Origin of the sequence: Candidatus Kurthia intestinigallinarum (assembly GCF_003991225.1) — a bacterium.
GTDB classification, from domain to species: domain Bacteria; phylum Bacillota; class Bacilli; order Bacillales_A; family Planococcaceae; genus Kurthia; species Kurthia populi.
The window spans coordinates 783,617-804,917 of record NZ_JTFC01000031.1 but is presented as its reverse complement, the minus strand read 5'-3'; the positions used below and the strand labels follow the sequence as shown (position 1 = coordinate 804,917).

Below are 21,301 nucleotides of genomic sequence, written 5' to 3'. Positions count from 1 at the left end.
AATGGGAGGTGAGGTTATGGGGATTTCAACAACTTATGTTACTTGTATGATGCCATTTTCATATCATGAGAGATCTAAATATAAATTGTACGATACGCTAAAAGAGCAGGGATACACGTTTTTTACGTTAGATAATTTACAGCTTCAAAAGGCGTTTTATGGGGACATTTGTGTGCTTCACGAAGAAATGGACCAGTATTTTTTGCCGTATATTGAACGACGTATTTTTCCGAAAAAAGAAAAATCACAGGCTTTTCTGCGCTACTCAAAAAAAGTAGAACAATTTGCTACATTGCACATTCATCAAAAAGCGTATCAATTTAACGTCCTGAGTGTCGATATTATCGCATGCCCATTTCAAGTAGGTTTTATCTCTTTTCGTATTGAGCTAAAAGGAGACTACACTTTTGATGAAGTAGTGGATTTCATGCATCATATTCGTATTTTAGAGCCAAAGATGCCAGATGAGACAGGCATTCAGATTCGTCGTCATGACCAAATTTTTAAAAGTGTTAGTGAGTATATGCTAAATGATTTATGTGTGTTTATGCATGACTTTATTAACCATGATGCAGTACGTGGCGGCTATTTTGGTAGCCTACCTTTTTTTGAAGACGAACGAATGCTTTTAGCTGGTTATATTGAGCCAGAGGAATCCTTGTCGACAGCGGAACTCTATCGTTTGAGTCAACTTGATGGGCTTGATGAACATGGCAACCCTTATATTTCGGCTGAGAATGATGAGTATATGGAAAATTATTTAGATAAACGAATGAATAAGCGGTTTTCACCTAAAATAGAAAAGCTTATAACCGAGCATGTGTATATGTCGATTGTGCTGCCTCATATTCCTAAAAAAATGCAGGCAATCGCTCAGTCTCGCTTTATGGGCACGGAATATTATCAGTTGATTTTGCATTATTTTTACAAGCTCACATTATTAAAATTATCGTATTTATATAGTGAAGTAAGCGTATTGCATGACCAGGATTATACAGAGCAGCTGATGGAGCAAATTGATCAGTTTTCGGCGTCGTATTATTTCCAGGAAGTGAGCAGTCGTTCGACAGGTATTGAGCTAGCGAATAAACTGCAAGAAGTGTTTAAAATCGAGCAACAATATACCGAGGCGAAGGAAACACTTGAGAGTTTATATCGTAATCAAGAGAGTACATCGACACGTCGACAAAATAGTCTATTATTTATGCTAACGATTTTTACGGTCCTCTCAGGTATTTATGGCATGAACCTGATTATCGACGAATGGAAAGAGCCGTACAAATTGTCGTATTTAAAAAGCTATACGTTTTTTGAATGGATTTCCTTTATCACAGCCATTTTTGGTATTGGCTTATCGATTGCGGTTATTGCAACATCAGGCTTTAGCAAGATACGTCTCCAATTACGTAAAAGGAAACGGCGACGTTATGAATAAAAAAGAAGGAATCGCGCCAAGAACTGACCCACGGAAATGAGACAAATAAAAAGACAATATTTTTCAGTTGAATTTGACGGACGCTTTCCTGAGGCATGGCAGAAGCCTCCTCGCGGGATCTGAGCCCTTTAGGAGTCGCCGTCAAATTCTTGATTCATCATCTTTTTAGGTAGTCAACTGCGTTAGAATTACCAAAAGTCGTTTATTATTTTCGTAGCTGAGCTATTCTTGATGGACAACGTCATTTGTTGTCAAAAGCACTTTAAAATAAAGCGGCGTTATCAGCGAGCGTGCCTTTGCAGGACATACTCATGATAACGCCGTTTTCTTTGACCACTTGCTGATACTCATATGATGTGCCTTTAACTTTTATTTCATATGAATACGTCTATTTTTTGCCCATCAAAAAACACCTCCAAAGATTTTTCTCCTTGAAAGTGTCTTTTTATGTTGCCTCAGATTTTTAGATCCTTACGCGTTGGCGATTCCTTCTTTTTGGATAGCTTAATAAGTGATTGGTTCTAATTCTGTTAGCGTCACTTTTGGCGCACCAAAGCGTGATTTAGCACCGTGATGAACGGGGCCGACGAATTCATTTAATTTCCAGCCATGCTCAATACCTGCTGCGACAAATTCCTTCGCTTCAAAAACAGCCTCTTTGACAGATAGGCCAAGCGCTAAGTTTGCAGTGACAGAGGCTGCGAATGTGCAACCAGCACCGTGATTATACGTTGTATCGATTTTTGCCGTTTCTAATAAGTAATGCTTTTCACCATCATAGAATAAGTCGAAAGCTTGGTCATGTGCAATACCACGGCCACCTTTAATAACAACATTTTTCGCACCTAATTGTGTGATTTTTTCAGCGGCAATTTGCATTTCAGCAATGGTCTTTGGTGTTTTAATACCTGCAAGTTGACCGGCTTCAAAAAGGTTTGGTGTTGTGACAAGCGCATGTGGTAATAAATATTGTACCATTGCTGTCACATTTCCAGGATTCAGCACTTCATCCTCACCCTTACAAACCATCACAGGGTCAATAACGACGTTTTTGACACCAGCTTCTGCGATTGCTTTACCGGCTGTTATAATTACTTCTTCAGTTGATAACATGCCTGTTTTTACAGCGTCAATCGTCGTTGAAAACGCTGTTTTTAGTTGTGCTTCAAGGACGTCGATTGGTAATGTATAGACACCGTGTGCCCAGTTATTATCAGGGTCCATTGTAGCGATAACCGATACTGCAGCCATGCCGTATGTGTTATGCTCTTGGAATGCTTTTAAATCTGCCTCAAGACCAGCGCCACCTGAAGCGTCTGAGCCTGCAATTGTTAAGGTTTTTGGTAATGCCATAATGGAAAACTCCTTCATTATCATATTTTTCAGTAAATAGTAAGTACTGTCTATTATGCGCCGAAACTGATTGTTTGAAAATGGTCAAAAAATGCTTTTTTTATAAGGTCAGATTACAGAGTATGCAAAAAACGTAAAACTCTCTTATAATAATTCAGAGATTGTATTTAGGAGGAATAAACACATGAAAAAAGGCCGCGTTTTAGTGACGTCAGCCATTGTTCTATTTATTGCGGCGATTATTGCGCCGTTTGCCATTTGGAAAGCACTAACAGGAAGTAACGAAAAAATTGAAACCGCTGTATTAGTTGAGCGCATGAATGATTTGAATGAGCTAACCACAGCAGAAGCCTATACAAAAGTATTAATTGAACGTACGAATAATAAAATTTTTGGACAAGAAATTAGCATCGCCATTCCAGGAACGGAGCAAAAGGTGCTCGTTGTCGTGCCAGGAACGGTGCGAGCAGGCGTTGATCTAAGTGAGCTAACAGAAAAACAAGTGCGTGTGGATGAATCACAAAAAACATTAGAGATTACGCTACCAAAGCCTGCAATTTTAGGCACACCATCACTCGCATTAGATAAAGTAAAAGTATTCTCGAGCGAAGGGATTTTCCGCGACGAGGCGACGATTAAAGAGGGCTATGATTTAGCAAATCAGGCACAGAAAGAAATGCTAAAAGAAGTAGAGGCAGAGGGGCTTTTAACAAAAGCCCAAGACAATGCAGAGGAATCGTTGAAAAATATGTTTGGTTTAGTAAACTATAAAGTAGAGGTCAAATTTGAGGAGTAGGTTATGACGAAGCAAATTTTTGATAATACATGGCAGCAAGTTGTAGGGGAAGAATTCGACAAGCCGTATTATTTACAACTACGTGAATTTTTAAAGCAGGAATATTTTAACGAGACCGTCTATCCGCCGATGGAAGATATGTGGAATGCTTTTCGTTACACAGATTATCCAGAGGTAAAAGTCGTAATTTTAGGACAGGATCCCTATCATGGACCAGGTCAGGCGCATGGCTTGAGCTTTTCTGTGAAGGAAGGCGTCAAGCATCCACCGAGTCTGCAAAACATTTTCAAAGAAATGCATGCAGATATTGGTGTGCCGATTCCACAGCAAGGAACATTAACGAAATGGGCCAAGCAAGGTGTGTTACTACTGAACACGGTGCTGACTGTGCGTGCGCATGAAGCACATTCACATAAAAATCAAGGCTGGGAGCAGTTCACAGATCGTGTCATTGAAAAGCTATCTGAGCGCGAGGAGCCGATTATTTTTGTGCTATGGGGCCGCCCAGCACAGCAAAAAGAGCGCCTTATTGATACGTCGCGTCATGCGATTATTAAAGCGCCGCATCCAAGTCCGTTAAGTGCGCATCGAGGCTTTTTTGGCAGTCGACCATTTTCACAAATTAATGAGCAACTAGCATCTTTTGGTACGGCACCAATCGATTTTGATTTAACAAAATCATAAGGAGGATTTCCGATGAAGCCCAATTGTTTTAAATGCCAATATTTCCAGGTGACGTGGGACCAAGCATCACCACGTGCTTGTCGTGCATATGGCTTTAAATCGAGAGCCGTACCTTCCGTTGTTGTAAAAAACTCATCTGGTATGGATTGTTTAAAATTCGCACCGAAGCAGAAAGGATAGTTGTATGATTTCCTATGAAACGATTATTACAGAAATTCAAAAACATGCAGGTGTAGCAACTGGTAGTGATGCGAAAATTCGTGAGGAGTTAGCCGCAATTCGTGCATTATGTGATGTAGCATTAGCAGATAATCATACCGCTGCGCCTACTCAAACGGTAGTACCACAGCAGCCTGTTCAACAAATGCAGTATGTACCAGTAGAGCCTGCCGTGATTCAACAGGCGGCTCCTAGCTTACCAACGAAGAAAATCCATGAAGAAGATGCGAATGGTGATTCGCTATTTGATTTTTAGATAAGGGAGAAAACAATGAAAAAGAATATAATTATCGGTGCAGTATTTGGCTTTTTAGCCGTTGCACTAGGCGCGTTCGGCGCACATGCACTAGAAGATTTGCTTGTGAAAAACGGTTATGAGGATATCTGGGAAACAGGTGTGCATTATCAAATGTTCCATGCAGTAGCGATTATGGTCATTGGTGTATTAATGAGTAAAAATATCATCGGCAATGTAAAATCATTACGTGTTGCCGGAACAGCTATGCTTATCGGAACGATTTTATTCTCTGGTAGCCTGTATGTTATGGCGCTTACAAAAATTACGGTATTAGGTGCGATTACACCGATTGGTGGCGTAGCCTTTTTAGTTGGTTGGATTGCCATTGTGATGTCAGCCAAGCATATTAAAGAATAAGGGTAGATAAGCAGGAATCACATTATTGGTGATTCCTTTTTTAATTGACGTTAAAAGTTATGTTCCTTTTTTAGCATGATTATGTGGAAAAATGATGATATAGGTAATACATATTCATTGGAATAAACGATTTTTCTATAAAAAATATTAAAATGACATAATGATTCTCGTCATAACTAATGCTATTTTCGCGAATCGTATAAAAGAGGCTTGTTTTCACTATATGGAGGGTATTAATACACTAAGCCCATATTAATACAGAAAGAAGTGGAACGTATGCAATTTGTCTTTAACTTAGACCAAGCCATTTCTTACGATAACCAACCCGTATCACTGAACTTACAATATATGTTTGATTTTTTGAAGGATAATGGACATCAATTGATTTTTACATCAACAGGAGCAGTGCGCAATATGTTGCTGAAGCTAGATCGACGCTTTCATAATGAAGCAATGATTAGCTTAGAAGGCGCGGTTATTTGTAAAGAAGGTGCACTAGAGCAATTATCAACATTTGATCAAATGGATTTCGAAACAATACAACAATTAATTGAAAAATATGATGCGACATTTTTAATGGAGGGTGAGTGGGATTACTGTTATACAGGTGGCGACTATCATGCGATTGCACCGACAGTTGATCCGGCAAAGCTTGGACAAAATGTCTCGCTTAAAAAAGTTGGGCCTATTTCACATATAACAATTTTAGCTGCAGATGGTATCGAAGACATGCGCTTAGAATTATCAAAGCAGGGTTTTAATGTTCAAAGTAAGGGGCAAGAAAATCCCCAGCTTCTCATTACACCAAAGCGCATCAATAAATGGCATGCACTACAAAAATTAGGTGTATCTGAAAAAAACTATGTTGCGATTGGTTCAGACTTAACCGATTTAGCGGTGCTAGAGCATGCTGAGCACGCGTCGATGATTGGTTTTACAATGGAGCTCGCGCATTATGCGGAGTCTCGTTTACCAAATGATGAAAAAGTAGAAAAACATATTATTGATAAATGCTATGAGTTATCGAAGAAATATACGGTATAAAAAAGAGGCTGGATATCCAGCCTCTTTTTCGTGCGATTAAAGTGCTAATAAGTTGCGTAATTTTTCTTCATTTAAAATATTACCAACGAAGAATTCGCCGAAGTCTGCATAGCGAGCAGATACTTCATCAAAGCGCATTTCATAAATTAATTTCTTGAATTGTAGTACGTCATTTGCGAATAGGGTAACGCCCCATTCGTGGTCATCGAAGCCGATTGAACCGGAGATGATTTGTTTCACTTTGCCTGCATAGCTGCGTCCGATCATTCCGTGAGAGCGCATCATTGCTTGGCGTGCGTCCATTTCTAGCATGTACCAGTTGGCGCCTTTTTCACGACGTTTATCCATTGGGTAGAAGCAAATATGTTCCCAGCGAGGTAACTCAGGATATAGGCGAGCGCGTACATGTTCATTTTGATATGGATCTTGAGCAGGCTCGTCGCCAGCTTTTGCCTTTGCAAGATAGTTTGAAAGCTCAACAACGGATACGTAAGAATATGTTGGGATTGTGAAATCAGCAATTGTAAGTTTCGCAAATTTTGTTTCGATTTCATTTAATTCTTCCATTGTTTCGCGTAATGTCATAAGCACGAAATCTGCTTTTTGACCAACGATTGAATAAAAGGCATGAGAACCTGTTTTTGCTTCATCTGCTTTATTTAATTCGGCAAGGAATGCGATAAATTCATCGGTAGCTTCTTTACGGAAGTCCTCATCCATCTGTTTCCACATTGTCCAGTTCATTGCGCGGAAATCATGTAATACATACCAGCCATCTAATGTTTGTGCTGCTTCGATCATGTGTAACACTCCTTATTAAGTAAGAATCTTCTTCCATGCAATTTTAGCACAACTTCTGAAATTCGTCCGTTGAACAGGTAACGACATTTTCAAAAAATGACGAATTCGTGTACACTGAGTAAGAATTAGATTATGAGTACGGGAGATAACAATTATGAAGGATTTTTTAACGCAAAAAACATGGCGCTACATCGATCAATCGGTTAGTGGTATCGGTCGTTCTCCATTAGAATCATTTGCGGCGGATGATACGCTTTGCCATTTAATCGGTGCAGGGCTTTCACCTGCGACAGTACGAACATGGGTGCACAGTGCATCAGTCGTAATGGGTATCCAGGATCATCGTCTGCCGTATGTACAAGCAGGGATGGATTTACTAGAAGAGCGCGGCTATCATCCAATCGTGCGCAACTCAGGTGGGTTAGCGGTTGTATTAGATGAGGGTGTGCTTAATATTTCGATTGTCATTAGCGAAAAAGAAGGACATATCGATATTAATACAGGCTATGACATGATGGTGGATTTGATTAAAGCGCTATTTCCAGAAATTGCAGCGCGTATTGAAGCATATGAAATCGTCGGCTCTTATTGCCCGGGGTCATATGATTTAAGCGTGGATGGTAAAAAATTTGCGGGCATTGCACAGCGTCGTATTCGCGGTGGGATTGCCGTTCAGATTTATTTATCTGTTGAGGGAAGTGGTGGCGAACGAGCTGAATTGATTCGTGATTTTTATGAACGTGCACTTCAGCAGGAGCCAACAAAGTTTGAGTATCCAAAAGTACGTCCAGAAGTGATGGCATCATTATCGGAAATCATTGGCCAGTCATTGACGGTACAAGAGGTAAATGCACGCTTGCAGCAATTTTTGTATACACATTCAGATGAATTACGTATGGGGCCTTTCGTGGAAGATGAGATGGAACAATATATGTATTATTTAAAGCGCGTTTTTGAGCGTAATAAAAAATTGTTAATCGAATCGTAAATTTTTAGACACTTGAATGTCACAGTAGATTTCCGTACACTAAAATGGGTATATATTTAAGTATAGAAAGGGTTGCATTTACGAATGGCAAACGAATTTCGAGTTTGCGATGAATGTCAGGCCGTTAATTTAAAAACGTTGATTCCAAAATTAAAGGAAATCGATCCGGATGCAGAGATTGACATCAAATGCCAATCATATTGTGGGCCGGGACTTCGTAAAACATTTACGATCGTTAATAACCGTCCATGCGCGGCACATACAGAAGAAGAATTAATGCCGAAAATCATCAAAAAATTAAAATCACAGAAAAAGCTTCCAGAAGGTTTTGTCGATAAATGGACGCCAGTAGAAGCAGAAGAAAAATAAGTATTTTAGCAGGTTGCGCAGTCGACCTGCTCTATTTTTTTCTCTAAAAGACAAAGGACAAAAGCCATCTTGTTTCGAAAATAGAGATGGTCGTACAATGGAATAAGGGGGTAATGCGTGTGAGTTATGCAACGAAAAAGCTAGCAGAAGAAAAGGTATTTAAAGATCCCGTCCATCGCTATGTGCATGTGCGAGATCAGGTGATTTGGGATTTAGTCGCAACGCGTGAATTCCAGCGCCTACGCCGAATTAAACAACTCGGTACAACCTATTTAGTATTCCACGGTGCGGAACATAGCCGCTTCAGCCATTCATTAGGGGTGTATGAAATTACGCGTCGTGTTGTCGATGATGTATTTGTCGATTATCCAGAGTGGGATAATTCAGAGCGTCTTGTGGCGCTATGTGCGGCACTTTTACATGACCTCGGTCACGGGCCGTTTTCACACGCGTTTGAACATGTTTTTAATTTGGACCACGAGGCGTATACACGTGCCATTATTTTAGGGGATACAGAAGTCAATGAAGTGCTTCGTCGTGTCGCAGAGGACTTTCCGCAGAAAGTGTCAGATGTTATTGAAAAAACATATGAGAATCAACAGGTGGTCAGTCTAATTTCAAGTCAAATTGATGCAGACCGCATGGATTATTTACAGCGAGATGCATATTTTACTGGTGTTAGTTATGGTCATTTTGATATGGAGCGCATTTTGCGTGTTATGCGTCCGCGCGAGGACCAAATCGTTATTAAATCGAGTGGTATGCATGCCGTAGAGGACTATATTATGAGCCGCTATCAAATGTACTGGCAAGTTTATTTCCACCCGGTATCACGCAGCGCAGAGGTGATTTTGCGTAAGACATTAGAGCGTGCGCAGGAGTTATATCATGAGGGCTACACATTTAAAGTAGAACCAACGCCATTTAAATCATTTTTTGATGGTAATATTGAGCTTCAACAATATATTGAGCTAGATGAAACTATCATTATGACGTACTTCCATTTTTGGACGCATGAAGAAGATGCGATTTTAAGTGATTTAAGTAGTCGATTTTTAAATCGTCGTCTATTCAAATATATTGAGTATGACCCAGGTGCAGATTTTAAAAAGGTTTTAGAGTTAGAGGAATTATATAAAAAGGCCGGTCTGAATGCGAATTATTATTTAGTGCATGATTCGACATCAGACCTACCGTATGATTTTTACCGTCCAGGTGAAGAAGAGGGGCGCTTGCCGATTCATTTACTGCGCTCGAATGGTGAATTATCTGAGCTATCTCGTAGTTCAGAGGTGGTTGAGTCGATTTCAGGGAAACGACGCTTTGATCATAAAATTTATTTTCCAGAAGACGTATTATTAGAAAATGGCAAAAAGCGTATGCTACGTAAACAAATATTAGAAGTATTAAATCGATAGTTTGAAAGGGGAGCGACTTGTGTTAGAAGAACATGCCAATGTCGTACGTGTTGTATCATTAGCCGGTGAAGTAACAGGTCGAAAGAAGTTACAAAAAATCGTCTATATCGCGAAAAAATTGAATTATCCATTCCATGAAAAATATCATTTTCATATGTATGGACCTTATTCCGAAGAATTAACGATGCGTGTGGAAGAATTATGCACGATGGGCTTTTTAACAGAACGCAAGGAAGATAAAGGCTCTTATCAACAGTATCGTTATGAGGTAACGGATAAAGGAACGACATTTACAGAGAGCTTTTGTAAGGAAGCGGGCGGGTTGCCGCAAATCATTGAAGAGCTGAATACACAAAGTGCGCGCTTCTTAGAATTAGTATCGTCTCTGCTTTATTTCGACGAGCTTTCACGCGAGCAGCAAATAGTAAAAGTACGTACCGTAAAAGCAAAATTAAACTTTACAGATGAAGAGTTCGAGCATGCTTTTACGTTTATGACGAAACTAAATCAGTTTAAAAATAATTAAAACGGTGTATAATAACACTATCCTATAAACGAAAGGAATGAGGGTGGCCGATGAAGTAGTCTTATTTTTTAACGAACGAAGTGAACAAAACTTTGCGTAAAAAATAGGATTAGTCTGCCCAAATTCAATTTATACAGAGAAACGTCATCAGCATGGCTTTCTTATACAACCGCTAGAGTGGCGGAGTATGCCTGAATTTCAGGAAACACTCTCTGACTAATCCTTCCAAAATTTTTTGGAGGGATTTTTATATAGTGAAAAGTCCCTCTTTAGGAGGACAACCCCATGACAGAATTATGTCGTATACATCAACTTTCATATAAAGAAATTTTAACGAATAATACTGTATCGATAAAGGCAGGTGCGCGCATTGGCATCGTTGGCGTAAACGGTGCAGGGAAATCAACATTATTAAAGCTTTTAGCAGGGAAAATACAGCCGACAGAGGGGCATATAGAATGGTTCAAAAAAGCGTCGACCTTTTTAGTAGAGCAGGAGCAGGAGACGTTTGAGCGAGAGGTGGCGAAAAATGTACAGCAAGTTTGGCAGGTGCCAGCACGTAGTTATGAGCAGCTAAGTGGTGGGGAAAAGCTGAAGTTACGTTTAGCAGAAGCCTTTGCAAATAAGCCACAGCTTTTATTACTCGATGAACCAACCAATCATCTTGATGCAGCGAGCCTAGCACTACTCACAAAGCAGCTAAAGCGCTACCGCGGCACAGTCATTGTCGTATCACATAATCGTGCTTTTTTAAATGATGTTGTAAATGAAATTTGGCATATCAAGGAGCAACAGGTAACGCGTTATAAGGGCAATTATGCGGCGTATCGTGAGCAGTACGAGGCAAAGCTTCTACGTCAGCAAAAAGAATATGACAAGCAGCAACAAGAGGTGGCGCGTATTGAACATCAAATGGCGAAAATCACCTCATGGAGTGAGCAAGCGCATGCCGATTCAACGAAGCATGAATTTGCGAAGGAATTTTATCGTGTGAAGGCCAAGCGTATGGATGCACAAGTGAAATCGAAGCAAAAGCGCCTCGAAAAAGAGCTTGATAAGCATCAGATCGAACAACCTAAAAAGAAGTACGCGGTGCAATTTGAATTTCAGCAAAGTGATCCAACAGGAAAGCATTTGCTAGAGCTGAAGCATGTATCGAAAAAATTTGGTGAGCAGGTCATTTTTAATGATGTGAATGCGACGATTGGCTACGGTGAGCGTATTGCACTCGTTGGCGCAAATGGTGCGGGCAAGACGACACTACTACGTATGCTGTTGAATCAAGAAAGCTATGACGGTGAAATTTGGCGTTCGCCGGCTGCAGACATTGGCTATTTAACACAGCAGGTTTTTGATTTGCCAGACGATCAAACACCGAGTGAACTATTTGAGCGCCCCACATTTGAAGAGCGTGGGCTTGTACAGACACTGATGATTCACCTCGGTTTTACGAGTGCGCAGTGGGAGGAGCCGATTGCACGAATGAGTATGGGGGAACGTGTGAAATGTAAGCTGATGGCCCTTATTTTAGCAAAGAAAAATGTGCTTATTTTAGATGAGCCGACGAATCATCTAGATTTGGAATCACGTGAGCAGCTTGAACAGGTGTTGGGCGACTATAATGGTACGATTATCGTCGTATCGCATGATGCCTACTTTGTTGAAAAAACGACGACAACACGTTTCTTTATTGAAAATCATCAATTAATTACACCAGCACAGGACGTAGAGACAGCAGATGATAAAGAGCGTATGCAACTCGAAAATCGTCTACAAGATGTGCTCGGTCAGCTAAGCTTTTTGACAGCAAAGGACGCGCAGTATGAGGAGCTTGATGAGGAGTTTCACCGATTGACGGCGCAATTACGACAATTAAAGTCATAGCAAAAAAGGAATCGTTTAAAGGAACTGACCCACGAAAGTGAGACAAAGAAAAAGACAATATTTTTCAACTGAATTTGACGGACGCTTTCCCGGGGCATGGCGGAAGCCTCCTCGCTCGCAAGCTCACTGCGGGGTCTTCCACTCATGCTAAGGGCTAGGGCTTCCCTAGGAGTCGCCGTCAAATTCTTGTCCTATCCTTTTTTTCGGTACGTACTTTTTTGTGCTATAGGCACCTTTTGGTTTCATTTGAACGGCGATAGGCGATGACGTAATGAAAAAAATAATCATAAAAAAGCAGAAATCGCATTTTACTGCGATTTCTGCTTGTTAGATTATTCAAACTATTTATCAGACGCGCGTACGCCACCGTTTGCATAATGCTCTTTTTTCATTTCTTCAATGATGATGGTGATGTTTTCCTTTGGTGCGTTAACTGTGCGAGAAATTGCATCCGTAACTTCTGTTACAAGCGCACGTTTTTGGTCATCATTACGACCTTCAATCATTTTAATCGTTACTACAGGCATTTGTGACACTCCTCGTTTATAATGATATAGTGAATCTTAGTTAATCATATCAGAACGGAGGATTTTTGGAATGGCTGAAAAGAAAAAAATGGAATTTAATATTATAAAAAATGCACCTACAGATGGGCATAAAGGATACGGGATTGGTTCGTTATCATTAGAAAATGTATCACCTGTTATTATTGATGTAGAAGAGGGCACTGCTGCTGTTGACATCGGTGCGATGCATGCGCGTAGCGTTGTTGAAAAAGGCATTAAATTTACAACCAATCGTGAAGACTCAGAGGGTGGTAAAAACTACTGGCTTGTCTGGGTAACGATTGAACAAAAACCAGAAGGCGGCTACTATGCGGGGGTGACAGCTTGTGAAATGGTCGTCAATCGCGAAAAACGTCGTGGCTATAAAATTTTAGCAGACCACGTGAATCGCATGGACAAATCAATGAAACGTAAAATTATGGTCGACAATATGGACGAGAAGTCAAAACACGTTTTGGCTGATTTCTTAAGAGGCTTTGATGAGGCAATGTGGAATCGTAGCGATGAACAATTACGTAATGAGCTCGCATAAGTGACCAAAATATGAAGTTCTTCCCCCAAGGTTGAAACTAACCTAAAAAGGAAGTACACTAAAATATAAAGTCTAACACTAGACTTTGGACAGCAGTCTTGTATACTTTGTGTTTATGCAGGTATTTGAAACCCTAAACCCAAGCCAGATGCCTTGTCTTAAACATAAAACAAGCAGAAAAAGCTTTCAATGCGCCTAACGGACAATGGCGATATTGGAAGCTTTTTTAATGTTCTTTTTTTAGTTGATTGGCATGAAGAATGGAATTTAATTGTTTTGAATTACTTTGAGATTGGCGAATATCGTCTGCTAATCTGACGAGTGATTCACTTGTGATTGCATTGTCTGGGTAGTTGACGATACTAAACGATGCAGTTACATGTACTTCTTCGAAATTAGATAAAATAAATGCACGCTCGCGTAAGAGCATACGTAGCTCAGATGCATAATTTAATGCAATAGCGGGCGCTGCATCATAACAAATTAAATAAAATTCCTCGCCGCTTACGCGTGTTAAAAGGCTATTATGTTCTTGTGCGTAATCATCTAAAATTTTTGCGAGTTGCTTTAAAATTTCATCCCCGTATAAATGACCATAATGATGATTAACTGCGCGGAAACGATCAATATCAATTAAAATAAGTGCAAATGCCAGACGGTTGTTTGTCAGGCGATTTATTTCTTCGCGGAAAATACGATTATTTGGGACACCTGTTAAATAATCTGTATCAGCCAGTTTTTCAACAGCGCGTGTATAAGCGAATTGTTTTTTGAAAATGTATAACACGCCATAGGTTGCATAAAAGGCAAAGGCACTCATGAATGTTAATGTCCAAAGTGATGGATCATCCCAAGTGACGGGTGTCACAATAATAATGAAAAATAAAAATTCTAGCACGCATGGCCAAATATAGGCATGTACATTTTTAGAGGTAATCGGAATTTTCATCGCAATTAGTGACATGACGCTACCGACAACTATCGTATTAAGACCAAAAATCATCGTATTCATTGAAAAGTCAGCGGAAATCATGCGGAAGAGCCCCGCAATTACAGCCGTAATAAACCCTGCCTGTGGACCACCGATAATAATCGCCAATAACAAGACGGCAGAGCGTGTATCACCAATCACTTCGCTGGATAAATGTAAGGAAGTTTTCATTACTAAAATTGCGATGATTCCTGCGCCACATCCAACGAGAATAGGATAATAAGGCTGATATTCTTTTTTAAAGCCGCCAAAGAATTCATATAAAAAATAAGCTAATACGATAAACGTAAATAAAATTGAAAAGTTTATAATAAGGCTCAGTATCATTTGATTTCTCCTAGCTAATAGTGGTTCTATTATACACTAAATTATTTAGAGTCGTTTAGGCGCAGTGAAATTTCTCTACATCCTTGAAAAAAACTTATATCTTAGCCTATAATAATAAGGTTATATTAACAAAGAGCGGAGGAGCTTTTTTGAGTAATAATGCGATGCCGATTCAACTAAAATTTAAGACGACCATTAAACATGAAGGTGAACTACCTGAAATCATGGAAATTTTTGTGGACGCTTCTTATATGTTGAAAGACGGTAAAAAAGTGTACATTCAATATGAAGAACTATTAAATGATAAAAAGATGCGTACAACGTTACGTTTTGATGAATCCGATGGTATTATTATGCGTAACGGAGACATAAAAATGCGCTTACCATTTTTGAAGGGGCTTGACCAACGAGGCCATTACGAAGCGGATTTTGGGACAATGCCAATCATTGTACGCACGCATCATATCGATAATAAACCACTTACAGAACAAGCAGCAGAAGGTACACTTTTGGTACACTACGAACTAATCGTAGGCGGAAATTCAGTCGGTGATTATACGTTAGAATATAGCTATACGGAGGGAAAATAATGAACGCAGTAGAACAAGTCCAACAGTCAGTTAAAGACGCTTTATTAAAAGCTATTACAAAAGCTGAGCTTGTAGAAGACCCAAGTGCTTTAAATATCCACTTAGAAACACCACGTAGTAAAGAAAACGGTGACTACGCAACAAACATCGCGATGCAAATGACGAAATTAGCGAAAAAACCACCTCGTGATATCGCACAGGCTATTTTAGATAATTTAGAAACAGCTGGCACAAATATCGAAAAAATCGATATCGCGGGTCCTGGTTTCATGAACATCACATTAGCAAAAGACTACTTAACAAAAGTTGTCACAACTGTTTTAGACCAACAAGCAGCATACGGTCACTCTGAGGCAGGTGAACACCAAAAAGTACAAGTAGAATTCGTTTCTGCGAACCCAACTGGTGATCTTCACTTAGGTCATGCGCGTGGTGCGTCAATCGGGGATTCATTATGTAATATTTTAGATGCAGCAGGCTATGATGTATCTCGTGAATACTACATCAATGATGCGGGTAACCAAATTACGAAATTAGCAAAATCATTAGAAGCTCGTTACCGTCAAGCATTAGGTCAAGAAGCAGATATGCCAGAAGACGGCTACCACGGTAAAGACATCGTCATGATTGCGGAAACATTATCAAATGAATTTGGCGAAGACATCTTAAATAAATCAGACGAAGAACGCTTTGAATTCTTCCGTACACATGGTTTAAAACATGAATTCGGTAAACTTCAAAAAGACTTAAAAGACTTCCGCGTTGATTTCGACGTATGGTTCTCTGAAACTTCTTTATACAAAGATGGTAAAGTTGAAAAAGCCATCCAAACATTAAAAGATAATGGTCACGTATACGAAGAAGACGGCGCTGTATGGTTCCGCTCTACAACATTCGGTGATGATAAAGACCGTGTATTACGTAAAACAGACGGTTCATTCACTTACTTAACACCAGATATCGCATACCACGAAGATAAATTACAACGTGGCTTCGATAAAATCATCAACATCTGGGGTGCTGACCACCACGGTTACATTCCTCGTATGAAAGCTGCAATTCAAGCGTTAGGCTATGACCGCGACATGCTGGAAGTAGAAGTTATCCAAATGGTTAACTTATTACGTGACGGCGAAAAAGTGAAAATGTCTAAACGTACAGGTAACGCAGTAACATTACGTGAATTAGTAGAAGAAGTAGGTCTAGACGCAGTACGCTACAACTTCGCAATGCGCGCCGGTGATACACACTTAGATTTCGATTTAGATTTAGCTGTGAAGCAATCAAACGAAAACCCTGTATACTACGCACAATATGCACATGCACGTATTTGCTCAATCCTACGTCAAGCAGAAGAAAAAGGTTTCGCACCTTCAACAGATGCGCTTGAAACATTATCTACAGAAAAAGACATCGATGTACTGAAAAAAGTTGGGGATTTCCCACAAGTGGTAGCAGATGCTGCACGCGCTCGCGCACCGCACCGTATCACAAACTACGTACAAGAATTAGCTGCTACATTCCACAGCTTCTACAATGCTGAAAAAGTATTAGATGTTGACAATAAAGAACGCTCTGCAGCACGTCTTGCAATGATCACAGCAGTAGCACAAACAATTAAAAATGCGCTTAAATTAGTAGGCGTAGCTGCTCCTGAAAAAATGTAATTTAGCTAAATAAAAAGAGGCTTTGACATACGTGTAAAGCCGCTCCCATGAGCATAAAAAAACCGGAATCGCGCTGTGACGCGGTTCCGGTTTTTCGTTTCGAACGTTAAAAAAAGAAAATGACGTGTTTTGTCTCAGTCACTTTTTTATTATGTCTGTAGCAGAAGACGCTCACCTCAAGGAGCGAAGTGAGTAGGTGGGCGATGCATGCTATGCTTTTGGCGAACAGCGCGTTTCAAGAGATGCTCGTTAAAATACTCGTTAATAGGGCTTGCTATTGATTGAAAAAGGGTATGGAAAGACTAGAACTGTTTTGCTCTAAAAACGCCTGTCGGATTTCTACTGACGGTACTTCAATCGAAACGATTAAAAAATAGCTTCAATCTCAAAGCAAAAAATAATTAACGGAAGAGGTGAACGTATTGTCACAAAATAAAGCCTACAAATTTAGGTTATATCCAAATAAGGACCAACAAGCACGCATCCATCAAACGCACGGTCATTGTCGTTTTGTCTATAACCATTTTCTTGAACTTTGGAACACTTCCTATAAAGAAGAAGGCAAAAGCTTAAATCGTAGCTTGATGTCTAAAGTCCTCACGAAGATGAAGAAACAAGATGAAACAGCTTGGCTGAGAAACGTAGACAGTGTGGCATTACAAGCCTCTTATGAATATTTAATCGATGCCTTCAATCGATTTTTTAAGAAACAGAATAAATACCCTCGTTTCAAAAGCAAAAAAAATCCCGTACAAAGCTATACAACCAAAAATACAAATAACAATATCGCGATTGTCGGTAACCACATCAAACTACCGAAACTTGGGCTTGTGAAGTTTGCGAAGTCTTGTGAGATAGAAGGACGTATCATGCGCGCAACGATCAAATATCATGCAAGTGGCCATTTTTACGTATCGATTGCATGTGAAGTACCGGACGTTCAGCCGTTACCGAAAACCAATCAATCTGTCGGGATTGATTTAGGTATCACCGATTTTGCGATGCTGTCTGATGGACGTAAAGTGGATAACCAACGCTTTACGGTGAAGATGGAGAAGCAGCTAAAGCGGGAACAACGCAAGTTATCACGTCGCTACGAACAAGCAAAAAAAGAGAACCGCGTTTTACGTGACTGTATGAACTACCAAAAGCAACGTCGTAAAGTCGCGCGCTTGCGTGAACGTGTCGCGTTTCAGCGGGAAGATTTTTTAAATAAGTTATCAACGGAACTCATTCGCCAGTACGACATCATCTGCCTAGAAGACTTACACACCAAAGGCATGTTGAAAAATCATAAACTAGCAAAAGCCATTAATGACGTTTCTTGGTTTTCGTTTGTGCAAAAACTGATGTATAAAGCGAAGTGGTATGGCCGAGAAATCGTAAAGATTTCACGCTTCTATCCATCGAGCCAACTTTGCCATGTCTGTGGGCATCGAGATGGCAAGAAGTCCCTCGACATTCGCGAGTGGGTTTGCCCATCTTGCGGTGAAACGCTAGACCGAGACCTTAACGCAAGTCGGAACATTTTAGCCGAAGGACTCACGCTGTTAACCCAACAACCGTAGGGACTACGGGGCTCGCCTACTAAAGAAGTGAAGCCACTGTTCGAGCTGTCGGAACAAGCAAGCACTGTTCGTAGGAATCCCCCACTTCAAGCGCATTCGTAAAAACGGCTAAGTGGGGGTAGTTCAATTTAAAAATAAATTGGTTGCATCATGTGTACGTAAAATAGGCTCCGAATACTTCGTATAATTCGATGTTAAAAAGTAATAGTAGAGCATATCAACGACATACAACTGCGCGATAAGTGACGCTGTCGCGGCTGTGCGGATTTTACCGCTAACCTCTAATGCACTGTGTAAAAGTGTCACCGTGGCTTGTTTTGCAAGCTCGGAGTCTTGATTGCCGGTCACCGCAATGACAGGAATTTGTAGGCTCTTCGCAATGTTTTCTAGCTGCTCGATTTGCGTTTTTTCACCAGAATTTGAAATAAGCACAAGTACTTTATTTTCTGGGTTAGCAGAAAGCAGTGTTGTAATCAGATGAATGTCTGAATGGGTAATGACATTTTTTCCGAATTATTTAAAAAAAGAAAACCCTAACATGGATGGAATCACTTTCGTTTATTTACAAATAATGTAATCTAAAAGTAATAAAATTTCATTTTTTGTTTAAAATATTTTTTAAAAAGAAATTAAATTACATTTTAAAATAAAGTAAGCACGAAATCAGTGCGTAATTACATAAAAATGACACACTATTCCGAATATGCTTTCTTAACTCCTTGAAGTTTTGTATAATAGGGGCAATTAAACACACAGAGATAGTAGGGGAAATGAGTGGAAATCTCATGCGGTCCCGCCACTGTAACGGAGCAATCCAAAGCCAGATTACCTACTATGTTCTTGAATGTGCTACGAGGATAGTCAACTTTTAGGGGGCTTCTGTATGTACAGGGGGCCTTTTTATGTTCTCGGGAAATGAGAGGGGAATGGATTTTGAAAAAATGGATGTCATGGGGTTCCGCATTAGCGGTCTCAGCAATATTATTATCAGGCTGCGGTACAGCAGATCAGACAAATGACAAGGAAAAAACAACACAGTCAGCGCAGCAAAATGCGTACCCATTAACAGTGAAGGATGCGACAGGTAAAGAAATTAGCATTAAGCAAGAGCCTTCAAAAATTATTACATTATCACCAAGCATTACGGAATCATTATTCGCACTTGACTTAGGAGATAAGGTGACAGGTGTTACAACGAATGATGATTATCCGAAAGAAGCGACTAAAAAAACAATGGTTGGCGATATGAATCCAAATATCGAAAAAATCATTTCGTTAGAACCTGATTTCGTGTTAATTGATGCGTCATCATTAGGTACGGCTGAAGCAGGTTTAGAGCAGCTACGTGATGCAGGAATCACTGTATTTGTTGTGCCAACAGCAAATTCATTTGATGAAACGTATGCCAATATCGAACTAATCGGTAAGGTGACAAATAAAGAAGCTGAAGCGAAAAAAATTGTTGCAGATATGCAGAAAAAAGTAGCGGATGTACAACAGAAAATTAAAGATGCCAATGTGAAAGAACGTTCTGTATTTGTCGAAACATCAGATGCACCAGACATTTATACAGCGGGCAATAACTCGTATATGCAAGAAATGTTCGACTTAATTGGTGCGAATAATATTGCCAAAGATGGCGGCGAAAATTGGTATAAAATCGACCCAGAAGCGATTGTAAAAGGCAACCCAGATGTCATTATCGTGAAGTATGATTACGTACCAAATATCATGAAGAAAATTAAAAAACGTGATGGCTTTGATACCATTACAGCGGTGAAAGAAGACCAAATTGTGCAAGTCGATGACAATTTAACAAGTCGTACAGGTCCACGTTTAGCAGATGGCTTAGAAGAAATCGCGAAAGCTGTCTATCCTGAGGCATTTAAATAATGAAAAAACATGTTGTCGGGTATACCGTATCCTTTGCGCTATTAGTTGTAGCAGCATGGTTTGCGATTAGTATTGGCTCGGTGAAGGTTCCACTATCTGTATTGTGGAATCCATCATCAGCGGATGCAGCCTCGGCAAATATTATATGGAAAATCCGCGTGCCACGTGTGATTTTAGCCGGTCTTGTAGGGGCAGCACTTGCTATGGCAGGTGCTGCCTTTCAAGGTTTATTGAAAAATCCACTGGCTGATCCATATACGCTGGGGGTTTCTTCTGGGGCATCGGTCGGAGCGGTGATGACGATTTTCTTCGGTATTTCGTCATCCGCGCTTGGCCTATACACATTACCGATTTTTAGTATGATTGGTGCAATGGTCGCAATGGTGTTAGTGCTTGGCTTTTCACGCCTTGTCGATCGTTCGATGAAAATGGAAACATTGATTTTAACAGGGATTATTATTAGTGCCTTTTTAAGCTCCGTTATTTCACTTATGATTGCACTAACTGGTGAGGAACTGCGTCAGATTTTAAACTGGCTCATGGGGAGCGTATCGATGCGTGGCTGGCCGTATATTAAAATGATTTGGCCATTTTTACTTGTTGGTGCCTTGATGCTATGGATGAATCGCAAGGAACTAAATGCCTTATTATTTGGCGAGGAGCGCGCGCATTATTTAGGGGTCAATGTGAAGCGCAGCAAGTGGATGATTTTAGTGGGCGGCTCGATTTTAACAGGCTGTGCCGTAGCGGTGTCAGGGACAATTGGCTTTGTTGGTTTAGTTGTACCGCATATGACACGTCTACTTTTCGGTGCAGATCATCGTCATTTACTACCGCTATCAATTATTAATGGTGCCACGCTACTTATCGTCTGTGATTTAGTAGCGCGCACGATTATTGCACCATCGGAATTACCGATTGGCGTCATTACATCATTTATTGGTGCGCCAGTATTTGCTTATATTTTCTTTAGACAACGTAGAAAGGGGCGTTAA

General features: G+C 40.1%; 22 protein-coding genes, 1 pseudogene and 1 riboswitch. Of the genes and pseudogenes, 18 read left to right on the top strand and 5 right to left on the bottom strand.

Features of this window, described 5'->3' with window-relative positions; translation table 11 throughout:
* The first annotated feature begins 16 nt into the window (after positions 1–16).
* Positions 17–1,435: a hypothetical protein gene (locus QI30_RS12440; protein ID WP_126990970.1), complete on the top strand. Its 1,419-nt coding sequence runs from the start codon at positions 17–19 to the stop codon at positions 1,433–1,435.
* Between the two features lie 504 nt (positions 1,436–1,939).
* On the opposite strand, the gene thiD is transcribed toward QI30_RS12440, so the two are convergent.
* A complete protein-coding gene (thiD, locus tag QI30_RS12435) occupies positions 1,940–2,788 on the bottom strand; it encodes a bifunctional hydroxymethylpyrimidine kinase/phosphomethylpyrimidine kinase (RefSeq protein WP_126990969.1) in 849 nt (282 codons plus the stop codon).
* Between the two features lie 184 nt (positions 2,789–2,972).
* Here thiD and QI30_RS12430 point away from each other — a divergent pair, with 184 nt between their 5' ends.
* The 6 genes from QI30_RS12430 (at position 2,973) to QI30_RS12405 (ending at position 6,186) form a co-directional block, all read left to right on the top strand.
* Positions 2,973–3,584 (top strand): DUF4230 domain-containing protein, encoded by a 612-nt coding sequence (locus tag QI30_RS12430; RefSeq protein WP_126990968.1) that lies wholly within the window; start codon positions 2,973–2,975, stop codon positions 3,582–3,584.
* 3 nt (positions 3,585–3,587) lie between these two features.
* On the top strand, positions 3,588–4,268 hold the full coding sequence (locus tag QI30_RS12425) for a uracil-DNA glycosylase (protein ID WP_126990967.1): 681 nt from the start codon (positions 3,588–3,590) through the stop codon (positions 4,266–4,268).
* Positions 4,269–4,280: 12 nt separating this feature from the next.
* Complete coding sequence (locus tag QI30_RS12420; RefSeq protein ID WP_020189043.1) at positions 4,281–4,448, top strand: hypothetical protein; 168 nt, start codon at positions 4,281–4,283, stop codon at positions 4,446–4,448.
* Positions 4,449–4,452: 4 nt separating this feature from the next.
* Positions 4,453–4,743, top strand: coding sequence for a YwdI family protein (locus QI30_RS12415; RefSeq protein ID WP_020189044.1), 291 nt, complete (start codon positions 4,453–4,455; stop codon positions 4,741–4,743).
* A 15-nt stretch (positions 4,744–4,758) separates the two neighbouring features.
* The gene (locus tag QI30_RS12410) at positions 4,759–5,142 is read left to right on the top strand and encodes a DUF423 domain-containing protein (protein WP_126990966.1); all 384 of its coding nucleotides are present in this window, start codon (positions 4,759–4,761) and stop codon (positions 5,140–5,142) included.
* Between the two features lie 276 nt (positions 5,143–5,418).
* Positions 5,419–6,186, top strand: coding sequence for an HAD hydrolase family protein (locus tag QI30_RS12405; RefSeq protein WP_126990965.1), 768 nt, complete (start codon positions 5,419–5,421; stop codon positions 6,184–6,186).
* A 36-nt stretch (positions 6,187–6,222) separates the two neighbouring features.
* Here QI30_RS12405 and hemQ read toward each other — a convergent pair whose 3' ends face one another.
* A complete protein-coding gene (hemQ, locus tag QI30_RS12400) occupies positions 6,223–6,987 on the bottom strand; it encodes a hydrogen peroxide-dependent heme synthase (protein ID WP_020189047.1) in 765 nt (254 codons plus the stop codon).
* Between the two features lie 154 nt (positions 6,988–7,141).
* On the opposite strand from hemQ, the gene QI30_RS12395 reads away from it, so the two are divergent.
* The 5 genes and pseudogenes from QI30_RS12395 to abc-f all read left to right on the top strand — a co-directional run bounded on the left by QI30_RS12395 (position 7,142) and on the right by abc-f (position 12,172).
* Positions 7,142–7,975, top strand: a complete 834-nt coding sequence (locus tag QI30_RS12395) for a lipoate--protein ligase family protein (RefSeq protein ID WP_126990964.1) — start codon at positions 7,142–7,144, stop codon at positions 7,973–7,975.
* 84 nt (positions 7,976–8,059) lie between these two features.
* Positions 8,060–8,278, top strand: a pseudogene (locus QI30_RS12390) (DUF1450 domain-containing protein); the annotation flags it as partial.
* Between the two features lie 185 nt (positions 8,279–8,463).
* Positions 8,464–9,762 (top strand): HD domain-containing protein, encoded by a 1,299-nt coding sequence (locus QI30_RS12385; RefSeq protein ID WP_126990963.1) that lies wholly within the window; start codon positions 8,464–8,466, stop codon positions 9,760–9,762.
* Between the two features lie 19 nt (positions 9,763–9,781).
* Positions 9,782–10,288, top strand: coding sequence for a YwgA family protein (locus tag QI30_RS12380; RefSeq protein WP_126990962.1), 507 nt, complete (start codon positions 9,782–9,784; stop codon positions 10,286–10,288).
* A 285-nt stretch (positions 10,289–10,573) separates the two neighbouring features.
* Entirely contained in the window at positions 10,574–12,172 is a 1,599-nt protein-coding gene (gene abc-f, locus QI30_RS12375) for a ribosomal protection-like ABC-F family protein (RefSeq protein ID WP_126990961.1), read from the top strand.
* Positions 12,173–12,513: 341 nt separating this feature from the next.
* Here the strand turns inward: abc-f and QI30_RS12370 are convergent, their stop codons facing one another.
* Positions 12,514–12,699: a 2-hydroxymuconate tautomerase gene (locus QI30_RS12370; RefSeq protein ID WP_126990960.1), complete on the bottom strand. Its 186-nt coding sequence runs from the start codon at positions 12,697–12,699 to the stop codon at positions 12,514–12,516.
* Between the two features lie 70 nt (positions 12,700–12,769).
* Here QI30_RS12370 and QI30_RS12365 point away from each other — a divergent pair, with 70 nt between their 5' ends.
* On the top strand, positions 12,770–13,270 hold the full coding sequence (locus QI30_RS12365) for a YwhD family protein (protein ID WP_020189054.1): 501 nt from the start codon (positions 12,770–12,772) through the stop codon (positions 13,268–13,270).
* A gap of 226 nt (positions 13,271–13,496) precedes the next feature.
* Here the strand turns inward: QI30_RS12365 and QI30_RS12360 are convergent, their stop codons facing one another.
* Positions 13,497–14,588, bottom strand: coding sequence for a GGDEF domain-containing protein (locus QI30_RS12360; protein ID WP_126990959.1), 1,092 nt, complete (start codon positions 14,586–14,588; stop codon positions 13,497–13,499).
* A 149-nt stretch (positions 14,589–14,737) separates the two neighbouring features.
* On the opposite strand from QI30_RS12360, the gene QI30_RS12355 reads away from it, so the two are divergent.
* From QI30_RS12355 to tnpB, 3 genes are all read left to right on the top strand, one after another.
* Positions 14,738–15,178 (top strand): DUF1934 domain-containing protein, encoded by a 441-nt coding sequence (locus QI30_RS12355; protein WP_020189056.1) that lies wholly within the window; start codon positions 14,738–14,740, stop codon positions 15,176–15,178.
* On the top strand, positions 15,178–16,845 hold the full coding sequence (gene argS, locus QI30_RS12350) for an arginine--tRNA ligase (RefSeq protein WP_126990958.1): 1,668 nt from the start codon (positions 15,178–15,180) through the stop codon (positions 16,843–16,845). The genes QI30_RS12355 and argS overlap by 1 nt, the downstream gene beginning before the upstream one ends.
* A 422-nt stretch (positions 16,846–17,267) precedes the next feature.
* On the top strand, positions 17,268–18,413 hold the full coding sequence (tnpB, locus tag QI30_RS12345; RefSeq protein WP_126990957.1) for an IS200/IS605 family element RNA-guided endonuclease TnpB: 1,146 nt from the start codon (positions 17,268–17,270) through the stop codon (positions 18,411–18,413).
* A gap of 123 nt (positions 18,414–18,536) precedes the next feature.
* Here tnpB and QI30_RS12340 read toward each other — a convergent pair whose 3' ends face one another.
* Entirely contained in the window at positions 18,537–18,878 is a 342-nt protein-coding gene (locus QI30_RS12340; protein ID WP_255411573.1) for a MurR/RpiR family transcriptional regulator, read from the bottom strand.
* A gap of 277 nt (positions 18,879–19,155) precedes the next feature.
* Positions 19,156–19,282: riboswitch (adenosylcobalamin (AdoCbl) riboswitch) on the top strand.
* Between the two features lie 64 nt (positions 19,283–19,346).
* On the opposite strand from QI30_RS12340, the gene QI30_RS12335 reads away from it, so the two are divergent.
* Entirely contained in the window at positions 19,347–20,306 is a 960-nt protein-coding gene (locus QI30_RS12335) for an ABC transporter substrate-binding protein (protein ID WP_126990955.1), read from the top strand.
* Entirely contained in the window at positions 20,306–21,301 is a 996-nt protein-coding gene (locus QI30_RS12330; RefSeq protein WP_126990954.1) for a FecCD family ABC transporter permease, read from the top strand. Before QI30_RS12335 ends, QI30_RS12330 begins: the two co-directional genes overlap by 1 nt.